At 69.7% G+C, this 9,296-nt stretch carries 9 protein-coding genes; 6 read left to right on the top strand and 3 right to left on the bottom strand.

The genetic code is table 11. The annotated features are described in order from the left end of the window. The 3 genes from QNJ67_05595 to QNJ67_05585 form a co-directional block, all read left to right on the top strand. The coding region (locus QNJ67_05595) for a serine hydrolase (protein ID MDJ0608430.1) at nt 1-1,203 on the top strand (1,203 nt) is incomplete at its 5' end. 120 nt (nt 1,204-1,323) lie between these two features. After that, entirely contained in the window at nt 1,324-2,754 is a 1,431-nt protein-coding gene (locus QNJ67_05590) for an amidase (GenBank protein MDJ0608429.1), read from the top strand. A 188-nt stretch (nt 2,755-2,942) separates the two neighbouring features. Further along, complete coding sequence (locus QNJ67_05585) at nt 2,943-3,401, top strand: hypothetical protein (protein MDJ0608428.1); 459 nt, start codon at nt 2,943-2,945, stop codon at nt 3,399-3,401. 3 nt (nt 3,402-3,404) lie between these two features. Here QNJ67_05585 and QNJ67_05580 read toward each other — a convergent pair whose 3' ends face one another. Beyond that, complete coding sequence (locus QNJ67_05580) at nt 3,405-4,214, bottom strand: alpha/beta fold hydrolase (protein MDJ0608427.1); 810 nt, start codon at nt 4,212-4,214, stop codon at nt 3,405-3,407. Further along, nucleotides 4,211-5,275, bottom strand: a complete 1,065-nt coding sequence (locus QNJ67_05575) for an LLM class flavin-dependent oxidoreductase (GenBank protein ID MDJ0608426.1) — start codon at nt 5,273-5,275, stop codon at nt 4,211-4,213. Before QNJ67_05575 ends, QNJ67_05580 begins: the two co-directional genes overlap by 4 nt. Before the next feature lie 117 nt (nt 5,276-5,392). Here QNJ67_05575 and QNJ67_05570 point away from each other — a divergent pair, with 117 nt between their 5' ends. The 3 genes from QNJ67_05570 (at nt 5,393) to QNJ67_05560 (ending at nt 8,214) form a co-directional block, all read left to right on the top strand. Further along, nucleotides 5,393-6,358 (top strand): LysR substrate-binding domain-containing protein, encoded by a 966-nt coding sequence (locus tag QNJ67_05570; GenBank protein MDJ0608425.1) that lies wholly within the window; start codon nt 5,393-5,395, stop codon nt 6,356-6,358. Nucleotides 6,359-6,436: 78 nt separating this feature from the next. After that, a complete protein-coding gene (locus tag QNJ67_05565) occupies nt 6,437-6,622 on the top strand; it encodes a hypothetical protein (GenBank protein ID MDJ0608424.1) in 186 nt (61 codons plus the stop codon). Between the two features lie 107 nt (nt 6,623-6,729). Further along, nucleotides 6,730-8,214: an aldehyde dehydrogenase gene (locus QNJ67_05560; GenBank protein ID MDJ0608423.1), complete on the top strand. Its 1,485-nt coding sequence runs from the start codon at nt 6,730-6,732 to the stop codon at nt 8,212-8,214. 8 nt (nt 8,215-8,222) lie between these two features. Here QNJ67_05560 and QNJ67_05555 read toward each other — a convergent pair whose 3' ends face one another. Next, entirely contained in the window at nt 8,223-9,221 is a 999-nt protein-coding gene (locus QNJ67_05555; GenBank protein MDJ0608422.1) for a hypothetical protein, read from the bottom strand. Nucleotides 9,222-9,296 lie beyond the last annotated feature (75 nt).

Raw genomic sequence — 9,296 nt, 5'->3', positions numbered from 1 at the left:
GACGGGCCGCCGTCTTTCGAGGGGGCGGGCATGACCGAGCGCGACATCGCGCCGGCCGAGCGGCGCGCGGTGACCCTGGAGAACTGGGACTCGCCGCCCTTCAACCGCTGGGCCTTCCAGCACCTGCGCGAGATCCTGCCGACCGTTGCCGTTGCCCGGGCGCCGGACGCGGCCAGCGTCTTGCCGCGCGATCCCCAGGCGCTCGAGACCATCGCCTTCGAGGGCTTGGAAGGCCGGCCCAAGACCGTCGGCGCGCTCCTGGCCGAGACCTACACCGACGGCTTTTTGGTGCTGCACCGTGGCCGCATCGTCTCGGAGCGCTACTACAACGGCATGACCGAGCGGACGCCGCACCTCTCGCAGTCGGTCGGTAAGTCCCTGGTCGGCGCCGCCGCGGGCGTCCTGATCGGCCGCGGCCTGATCGATCCCGAGGCGCCGCTGGTCGACACCGTCCCGGAGCTCAAGGCCTGCGGCTACGGCACGGCGACGCTGCGCCACGTGCTCGATATGCGGAGCGGCGTGCGCTTCTCCGAGGTCTATACCGATCCGGCCTCCGACGTCTTCAAGATCGACGCGGCCTGCGGCTGGAAGCCGCGCCACGATCCGGGCTGGCCGGCGACGGTCTACGACCTGATCCTCTCCCTGGAGCAGGACCGCGAGCACGGCGGACCGTTCCAGTACCGCTCGATCGAGACCGACGTGCTCGGCTGGGTCCTGGAGCGCGCCGTCGGCAAGCGCCTGGCCGCGCTTGTCTCCGACGAACTCTGGCAGCCCCTGGGCGCCGAGGAGGACGCCTCCTTCACCGTCGACTCCGAGGGTACGGCGGCGGCCTCCGGCGGCTTCAATGCGACCCTGCGGGACTACGGCCGCTTCGGCCAGATGATGCTCGACCAGGGCTGCTTCGACGGCCGCAGGATCGTCCCGGCCGAATGGGTGCTCGAAAGCCGGCGCGGCGACCCCTCGGTGTTCGGCGCGCCCTATACCGAGACCCTGCCCGAAGGGGCCTACCGCAACCAGTTCTGGATCGAGGACGCCGGGAGCGACGCGATCCTGGCGCGCGGCGTCTTCGGGCAACTGATCTACGTCTGCCCCGAGTTCGACCTGGCCGCGGTCAAGCTCTCGACCTGGCCCGACTTCCAGAACCCGGCCTTCAGCATCGAGACCCAGCGCGCGTTGCGCGCCATCGGCGCGGCGCTGAGTTAGCCTTGGAAGCTGATCACTCTTTTTCTGTCATTGCCGGACTTGATCCGGCAATCCAGAGCAACCAAAAGCCTGGATGCCCGAATCAAGTCCGGGCATGACAAAGTAGAGGGGGCCCTTGTTATGACCGACCTCGAGCTCTGCTACCTGCCCGCCACCGAAGCCATCGCGCGCTTCAAGGCGCGGAGCCTCTCGCCGGTCGAGCTGATGCGCGCGGTGATCGGCCGCGCCGAGGCGGTTGAGCCGGAAATCAACGCGCTGACCTACACCTTCTTCGAGCAGGCGCTGGAGCAGGCGAGGAAGGCCGAGGCGCGCTACATGAAGACCGACGGCCGCACCCGGGCGCTGGAAGGCCTGCCGGTGGCGGTCAAGGACGAGAGCACCATCAAGGGCCAGCCGACCTCCAACGGCTCGTTGATCCTGCAGGACCAGGTGGCGGACAAGACCAGCTTCCTGAACGAGCGCGTCCTTCGGGCCGGCGCCATCGTCCACGCCCGCACGGCGACGCCGGAGTTCTCCTGCGCCGGCTATACCCACAGCCGGCTCTGGGGCGTGACCCGGAACCCCTGGAACCCGGCCTTCACCCCGGGCGGCTCCTCCGGCGGCTCCAGCGCGGCGCTCGCTTCGGGAACCGCCGCGCTCGCCACGGGCTCGGACATCGGCGGTTCGATCCGCATTCCCGCCTCGACCTGCGGCCTCGCCGGCTTCAAGCCGCCCTACGGGCGTAACCCGGAGGACCCGCCCTTCAATCTCGATTTCTATTGCCACACGGGGCCCCTGGCGCGGAACGTCGGCGACATCGTCCTGATCCAGAACGTCATGTGCGGGCCTCACCCGCAAGACATCGCGACGCTCCGGCCCAAGCTGCGCCTGCCGGCTACCGCGAAACCGATCGACGGCTGGAAGATCGCCGCCTCGATGGATCTCGGCTTCTACGAGGTCGACCGTGACGTGCGGCGCAATACCGAAGCGGCGCTCGAGGTCTTCCGCGGCCTGGGGGCGACCGTCGAACAGGTCGAGCTGCCCTGGACCCAGAAGATGCTGGAGGCGGGATTGAGGTACCTCGAGCACCTCTTCGGCGCCTCGATCTCCACGTACCTGGAAGAGCACGGCGAGAAGCTGACCAGCTACGCCCGGGCCTTCGCGGAGAAGGGGCGCGACTCCAAATCCACCGACTTCCTGCGCTCCCTCGAGGTCGCCGGCGAGATGTACGAGACCTTCGGGCCGATCATGGCGAAGCACGACCTCTTCATCTGCCCGACCACCGCGCTGCCGGCGGTCAAGGCGGACTTCGACCAATCCCGCGACACCGTGGAAATCAACGGCAAGGCGGTCAACCCCATGCTCGGCTGGGTCATGACCTCGCCGTTCAACACGCTGAGCCGCTGCCCGGTGCTGACCCTGCCGTCAGGCCGCGCCGGCAACGGCGTGCCGACCGGCATCCAGCTGGTCGGCAAGACCTACCGCGACGTCGACGTCATCCGCGCCGGCCTGGCCTACGAGGCCGCCGCCGCCCCCTGGTACCGCGACCAGGGCAGCCGCCCGGCGCTGTAGAGGCGCGCCGAGAGAAAACCAACCCGCGCGCGCGGCGATATCGTTTCTTAAGGAAATCGCGTGAACGTCGAGCTTTCAACGGCTCAGCGAAGGAACCGATCGCGGCCATGGCCATGAACCTGCGGCCTCATCCAGACCTCGAGAGCGAGCCCGCCCTCCTGGCGGACACCGTCGCCTGGATTGCGATCGTGGCAACCATGCTCTTCGCAGCGCCGATCACCTGGACTCTTGAGTTCTTCTGGGGACCTTTCGGTTGGCTCGCGACCGGCACCTCTTGGCTCGGCTGGTTGACGATTTCGGGATGGTGCATTCACAAGTGGGGCAAGGTTCCCCTCGACCGCTTCATCGCCTGGGTCAACGGCGGGCTTCCGACCCCCAATGCCCTGCAGCCTGGATATCTGTGGCTCTTGAAGCGGCCTTGGGTCTTCACCTGGGTCGTATGCCTGATGATTGTCTTCGCGCCATTTTGGCGCGAGTGGCGCGCGTACCGGAATCAAACGGCGACCCCTCCGCCACAGTCCGCCGACCCGTCGGCCATCTTCCTGGATAGCCTCCTGACCGTCTTTGGTTTCGGCCTCGCCCTGCTCTTTTTCTTAAGCTTCGTGATCACCGTCAATCTCCGCAGCAGGCGGGGCGGATCGACCTGAACATCAAGAGGCTGAGCGCGCCAGGAACTCGACCAGGCGGCGGTTGTAGGCCTCGGGGTCTTCGGCCAGGCCCATGTGCCTGAGGCCCGGCAGGATCGCGAGTTCGGCGCCGGGGATCAGCGCGGCCAGGCGCCGGGCCATGTCGGGCGAATTGCCTCGGTCCTCCGTGCCGGTCATGACCAGGGTCGGGCAGGCGATCGCCGAGACCGCCTCGGCCAGCTCCAGGTCGCCTTCCGCCAGCACCCGGTAGGAGAGCGGGTAGACCGCCGGGTCGTTGGCCAGGATCCAGCCGCGCACCCGTTCCAGCACCTCCGGGTGGCGTGCCGCGAAGTCCGCCGTGAACCAGCGGGCCAGCGCCTCGTCCACCGTGGCGGCGGGGCCGCCCGCCTCGGCGATGGCGACCCGCCGGCGCACCGCGTCGCGCTCGGCCTCGCTGCGGGCGTGGGCCGAGTTCAGGACTGCCAGCGCCGACACGCGCGCCGGGTAGGCGAGGGCGAAGGCGCGCACGATCATGCCGCCGAGGGAGAAGCCGACCAGGGCGGCCGAGTCCCAACGCAGGTGGTCCATCAGGCCGGCGACCTGGTCGGCGAAGCGGCCGAGCGAATAGGGGCCCGGCGGCTTGGCGCTCGCGCCGTGGCCCAGCAGGTCGTAGCGCAGCACCCGGAAGCGCGCGGTCAGCGCCGGCCACTGCCAGTCCCACATGGCCCGGGTCATGCCGAGACCGTGGACCAGGACGACCGGCGGCCCGGCGCCATGCTCCGGCCCGGCCACCTCGTAGGCCGTGCCCTCGATGCGACCCTCGGCGAGGGTCACTCCGCGGCCACGGGCTTCGCGCTGTCCTGGAAGGCCGGCATGACCTCGTCGATGAAGAGCTTGAGCGAGGCCTTTTGCTGCTCCGGCGGCAGGCCATAGGCGCCGTTGTAGCAGAAGTAGTCGACGCCGAGCGCCTCGTAGCGCTTCAGCTTGGCGATCGCCTGCTCGGGCGTCCCCAGCACCAGGTTCTCCAGCAGGTTCTCCGGCGCGTACTCCGCCTGGTTGGTCAAGAGCGCGGGGTCCGGCTCCTGGGGGAAGCCGTCGACCACCGGAGCCAGGTTGCGGAACAGGTTCTCGAACTGCCGGCCCTGGCGCTGGATCGACTCGATGAAGACATCGCCCTCCGCCGGCTTCGCGAAGACGCCGGTGTGGCGCATGGTCATGAAGCGCGGGCGCTTGACCCCGGGCGCGGCGGCCAGGGCCTCCTCGAAGCGGCCCATGTAGGTCTCGACCTCGGCGAAGGGCCGGGTCAGCGCCCAGGTCATGACGTCGTAGCCCTCCTTGACCGCGGCGTTGAAGGTGCCGGGATCGCGCGCCGCCACCCAGATCGGCGGGTGGGGCTGCTGCAGCGGCTTGGGCACCGAGGTCGAGGTCGGGAAGGACCAGTATTCGCCCTCGTGGGCGTAGTCGCCCTGCCACAGGGCCTTCAGCGCCGGCAGCATCTCCAGCATCATGGGCACGCCGAGGTTCGGATTCTCCCCACCGGCCATGCGCTCGAACTCGCGCTTGTAGGCGCCCCTGCCGATGCCGAACTCGAGCCGCCCGCCCGAGATCAGGTCGAACAGGGCCGCTTCGCCGGCCAGCCGGATCGGGTGCCAGTAGGGCGCCACGACCACGGCGGTGCCGAGCCGGATGCGGTCGGTATGAGCGGCCAGGTGGGCCAAGAGCTGGAACGGCCCCGGCGCGATCGTCATCTCCAGGGCGTGGTGCTCGGCCGCCCAGAGGATGTCGAAGCCGCCCTCGTCGGCCATGCGCGCCATGTCGGTCAGGTTGGCCAGCACCGCCCGCATGTCGGCCTCGGGCGTCATGCGCTCCAGATTGATGACGAGGTTGAACCGCATGGCATGCCTCCTTCGCGCCGCCCGGGGGTCCGTGTCGGCCGGCTGCGCCCTATAAGACGCGCCTTTGGCCCTCGCCGTAAACTTGAAAAAGACTCGATTTCACGGAACAATTTTTTCATGCGAAGCCTCCGCCAGCGCCTGCCGCCGCTGAACGCCCTGGTCGCCTTCGAGGCCTCGGCCCGGCACCTCAGCTTCACCCTGGCGGCCCAGGAGCTCGGCGTCAGCCGCGAGGCGGTCAGCCGCCAGATCCGCATCCTCGAGGCCGACCTCGGGCAGAAGCTGTTTCTTCGCCGTCACCGGGCGCTCGACCTGACCGGGGCGGGCGAGGCGCTGCACGCCGACGTGCGGAACAGCCTGGGCCGGCTGGCCGAGGCGGCGGAGCGGCTGCGCGGACGGCGCCGGCCCGCGCAGGTGACGGTGGCCGCGACGGTCGCGCTGGCGAGCTTCTGGCTGACGCCGCGCCTGCCCGGCTTCCGCGCCGCCCATCCCGACGTGGAGCTGCGCGTGGTGGTCTCGGACAGGCCGGTCGACCTGGCGCGCGAGGGCATCGACGTCGCGCTGCGATACGGCGACGGCCGCTGGCCAGGCCTGGTCACGCGGCGCCTCTTCGGCGTGGAGTCCTTCCCGGTCTGCGCGCCCGGCTATCTCGCCGACAGCCCGGCGATCGAGGCGCCCGCGGACCTGCTGCGGCACACGCTGCTCAACCTGGACGGCAGCGTCCACGCCCTGGAGGACTGGCGCTGGTGGCTGCAGGCCTGCGGCCTCCCGGTCCCGGAGAGCCATCGCGTGGTCGGCTTCGACAACTACGCCAACGTCATCCAGGCGGCCATGGAGGGCCAGGGCATCGCGCTCGGCTTCAGCGGCATCCTGGACGGCCTGCTCGAGCGCGGCGACCTGGTTCGTCCCCTCGAGACGCAAAGAGGCAAAGGGCTCAGCGTCTATCTCGCCGTGCCCAGCGGACAGGACCTCACGCCAGCCCAGCGAGCTTTCCACGATTGGGTCCTGGCGGAAGCACACCTCGCAGAACCCGCGACATGCGGACCGGCGCCGGCCGTTCCGCTCCGGCGCCCCCGCCAGTCTTGACCTCGATCATCGCGTAACCGCCCCGGCGCGTGCTCGATCGCGGGCGCGGCTGTAAAGGAGCGGGCGATGAAGAGAGGCATGATGAAGCGAGGCCTGATGGTCGTCGTCGGGGTGATCGGGACCGTCATGCTGATGGCCGCGCTCCATCATGTCGTGGTCGTGGTCTCCAGGGGCGGTTCCGGCCTGGCGGAAATCGCCGGCGCGACCTGCCGCTATTGCCACGGCGCGGCCTACCAGGACCCCGGGAAACCGGCGGCGGACTGACGGCGCGGGACCAGCACCCCGCCGCGCGCAAGATTTTGCTGAGTGCCGGCGCCGAACTGGGCTATGCCTGAACCCTTCGGAGAGAAGCACCAAGGGGAGGCGGGACCATGGCCGCGCTTGAACGCTACCAGATGCTGATCGACGGCCGCTGGGTCGACAGCGAGAGCGGCGAGACCTTCGAGAGCGTCAACCCCGCGAACGGCCGCCCCTGGGCCGAGATCCCGGCGGCCGGCGCCGCCGACGTGGAGCGCGCCGTGGCGGCCGCCCACCGCGCCTACGCCGAAGGCCCCTGGTCGCGCATGACGCCGTCGGAACGCGGCCGCTGCCTACGCCGGCTGGCCGACCTGCTGGCCGAGGCCTCGGAGGACCTGGGGCGCGTCGAGACGGTCGACACCGGCAAGATGCTCAAGGAGACCCGCTGGCAGGCTAAGTACATCGCCGAGTTCTTCCACTACAACGCGGGGCTGGCCGACAAGGTGCAGGGCGACACCCTGCCGATCGACAAGCCCGACCTCTGCGTCTTCACCACGCGCGAGCCCCTGGGCGTGATCGCCGCCGTCGTGCCCTGGAACTCCCAGCTCTTCCTGACCGCGGTCAAGCTCGGCCCGGCGCTGGCGGCCGGCAACACCGTGGTGCTGAAGGCCTCGGAGCTGGCCTCGGCGCCGATGCTGGCGTTCGGCCGGCTGATCGAAGAGGCCGGGATCCCCGACGGCGTGGTCAACATCGTCACCGGCTTCGGCGAGCCCTGCGGACGCGTGCTGACCTCGCACCCCCTGGTCGCCCGGGTCAGCTTCACCGGCGGCCCGGAGAGCGCACGTCACGTGGTGCGCAACACGGCGGAGAACTTCGCGCAGGTCTCGCTCGAGCTCGGCGGCAAGTCGCCGGTCATGGTGTTCGAGGACGCCGACCTGGAGAGCGCGGCCAACGGCGTCATGGCCGGCATCTTCGGCGCCAGCGGCCAGAGCTGCGTTGCCGGGTCCAGGCTCTATCTCCAGGACTCGATCGCCGACGCCTTCCTCGAGGACCTAGCCGCGCGCGCCGGAAAGATCCGCATCGGCGATCCCCTGGCCGAGGAGACTCAGATGGGGCCGCTCTGCACCGAGGCGCAGCTGACCCGGATCGAGGCCGAGGTCGAGAAGGCCCGCGGCCAGGGCGCCCAGCTGCGCGCCGGCGGCCAGCGCCCGGCGCACCTCGACGCCGGCTGGTACTACGAGCCGACCATCCTGGAGTGCCCGCGCCAGGAGACGGCCATCGTAGACACCGAGCTGTTCGGCCCGGTCCTCAGCGTGCTGCGCTTCAAGACCGAGGACGAGGTCCTGGCCATGGCCAACGACACCAGGTACGGCCTGGCCTGCGGCATCTTCACCCGCGACGTCGGCCGGGCGCTGCGCCTCTCGCGCAACACCCGCGCCGGCATCGTCTGGGTCAACACCTACCGGGTGATCTCGCCCATCGCCGAGTTCGGCGGCTTCAAGGACTCGGGCTACGGCCGCGAGAGCGGCTTCCAGGCGATCTACGACTACACCCGGCCCAAGACCGTCTGGATCAATACTTCGCCCGAGCCGATCGCCGACCCCTTCGTGATGCGTTAGGCCTGCTTTCAGCGCGCCGCCTGCTGCAGAATGGCCTTCTCGGCATCGCTGTTCTCGCCCCAGACCGGCACGGCGTTGGCGCTGAACAGGACGGTCGCGCCTTCCAGGGGACGGTAGGCCTGGCGGCGGGCCGGCTTGGGCCCGATCAGGACGTGGCCGGTCCGGTAGGCGCTGACCGCGGTGTCGGGCGGGCGAATGTGCTTGCCGATCCAGCTGCGAAAGGCCGCGTGCTCCCTTGTGGCCTTCTCGACCAGGTATCGGAAGCTCGTTCCCGCGATCTCCGTCTCGGTCTCGACCTTCTCCAGAACCCGCCAGGTCTCGTCGACGGGCCTCTGCGGCGGGATGAAGCAGCGGCGTTGCTGTGAGCCGTCGCGCACGGTGAAGGCCAGGCGCGCGTCCTCCGGTGCGTTGGCCAGCGCCTGGGGTCGGCGGGCAAAGACCGCCACGCCGTCGAGCCGCGCGCCCTCGGCGAGCTGCAACGACCAGAGGGTCTCGTCATGGGCGGCGAGCATCAGATAGACCGGGCGCGTGGTCTCCGTCACGAAGACGTCGACCTGGCCGACCGAGGCCGAGCGGACCAGCTCGGCCGGGGTCGGCGGTTCGCCGGCCGCACCGCTGTCGGGAGAAAGCTCGGCTTTCCGCATCGCCGCGATGTCTTCGCGGTTCACCAGGAAAAGCGGGGTCTCGTGCTTCCCGCCGTGAATCTCGACGAAGGCCACCAGAGCCTCGGGCGAAGGGGCGGGAAAGCCGCAAGCGCCGTCCAGGGCCGAGGGGGCCAGCAGGGTCGGCATCCTGGTACCGGGGCGCCGATAGTCTTCGACCAGCTCCTGCGCCCAGTAGACGCGGGTGGCGAGGTCGGTGGTCACCGCTGGAGGAAAATAGACCGCCCCGTAGTCGTCCTTCATGACGTTCGACCCCGGGAAACCGGCCGGGATCTCCGAATCGTCGTTGCAGGCGCCGAGGACGAGGAGCGCCGCGCAGATCGAGATCCGAAGCCGAGGCGCCAAGGCCGCCCCCCTGGTTTGTCTGATTCGGGGGGATATAGGGCCATCCCCGGCTTAAGGTTCGGTTGATGGCCTCAA

The organism is Kiloniellales bacterium, assembly GCA_030064845.1.
Lineage (GTDB): Bacteria > Pseudomonadota > Alphaproteobacteria > Kiloniellales > JAKSDN01 > JASJEC01.
The sequence above is the reverse complement of the archived record's forward strand: the minus strand, read 5'-3'. Positions and strand labels throughout refer to the sequence as shown.

Coding starts and splice junctions, on each gene's coding strand:
- QNJ67_05590 (MDJ0608429.1), top strand. CDS start 1,324: ATGACCGACCTCGAGCTCTGCTACCTGCCCGCCACCGAAGCCATCGCG.
- QNJ67_05575 (MDJ0608426.1), bottom strand. CDS start 5,275: ATGCGGTTCAACCTCGTCATCAATCTGGAGCGCATGACGCCCGAGGCC.
- QNJ67_05570 (MDJ0608425.1), top strand. CDS start 5,393: ATGCGAAGCCTCCGCCAGCGCCTGCCGCCGCTGAACGCCCTGGTCGCC.
- QNJ67_05565 (MDJ0608424.1), top strand. CDS start 6,437: ATGATGAAGCGAGGCCTGATGGTCGTCGTCGGGGTGATCGGGACCGTC.
- QNJ67_05560 (MDJ0608423.1), top strand. CDS start 6,730: ATGGCCGCGCTTGAACGCTACCAGATGCTGATCGACGGCCGCTGGGTC.